Source organism: Pseudomonas syringae pv. cilantro (assembly GCF_001293775.1).
GTDB classification, from domain to species: Bacteria; Pseudomonadota; Gammaproteobacteria; order Pseudomonadales; family Pseudomonadaceae; genus Aquipseudomonas; species Aquipseudomonas syringae_P.
This window is the reverse complement of sequence record NZ_LGLN01000038.1, coordinates 4,735-5,303: the sequence shown is the minus strand read 5'-3', so window position 1 is coordinate 5,303 and position 569 is coordinate 4,735. Positions and strand designations below refer to the sequence as shown.

Annotated in this window: 1 protein-coding gene; it reads right to left on the bottom strand. The window is 47.1% G+C overall.

Going from position 1 to position 569, the window contains the following annotated elements; all coding sequences use genetic code 11:
- Positions 1 to 164: 164 nt before the first annotated feature.
- Complete coding sequence (locus ABJ99_RS12100; protein ID WP_054086044.1) at positions 165 to 440, bottom strand: hypothetical protein; 276 nt, start codon at positions 438 to 440, stop codon at positions 165 to 167.
- Between the last annotated feature and the right edge of the window lie 129 nt (positions 441 to 569).

Sequence of the window (569 nt, the reverse complement as noted above, 5' to 3'; positions counted from 1 at the left end):
GGTCCAGTACCGGAACGCCTGGAACCGCTGCAAATGCTGGTAAAGCCGCTGCATTTAGTGAAAGAGCAACTACAAAATAAATTAAATACTGTTTCATGCAAGTTTCCTTGGCTGGCACTGCCAGCCATTGAGTTAGATTTGACTACACCTCAGTTTCTAAAATATTACTCTATAGAGTCGCGAATGTGAGAGGCCTTTTGAAGGAAGTCGCCCAACTGCTCTGATCTAAGCAAGGTGCTGTAGAATAAAATATTGAGCCCGTGCACAAACCTATCGGCAGTATCTTCGGAAGTTACGAAACCAGCGTTTCGAAGTACATAAGAGGTGACCATTTGGTGGTAACACTCAAATGCAGCGTTTAGGTTGACGCTCTCATCAACAGCATCAATGAGGCTTTCCAGCACGGGAAGGGCGGTTTCTGTAGAATGGTCGATAGCCATGGTGATGTTTCCTTGTCTATGTTGCTATGGTTAGGCTCGACTAGAGAGGTGAGATTCTCCAGTCGGGCCGTCTTTACCGCAGGTCTCGCCTACGGCATTTCGTCTTGAAAAGGTCGTTCATCCCCCGCT

Bases quoted from the DNA above. Each gene is read 5' to 3' on its own strand.
- ABJ99_RS12100 (WP_054086044.1), bottom strand. From the start codon at position 440: ATGGCTATCGACCATTCTACAGAAACCGCCCTTCCCGTGCTGGAAAGC.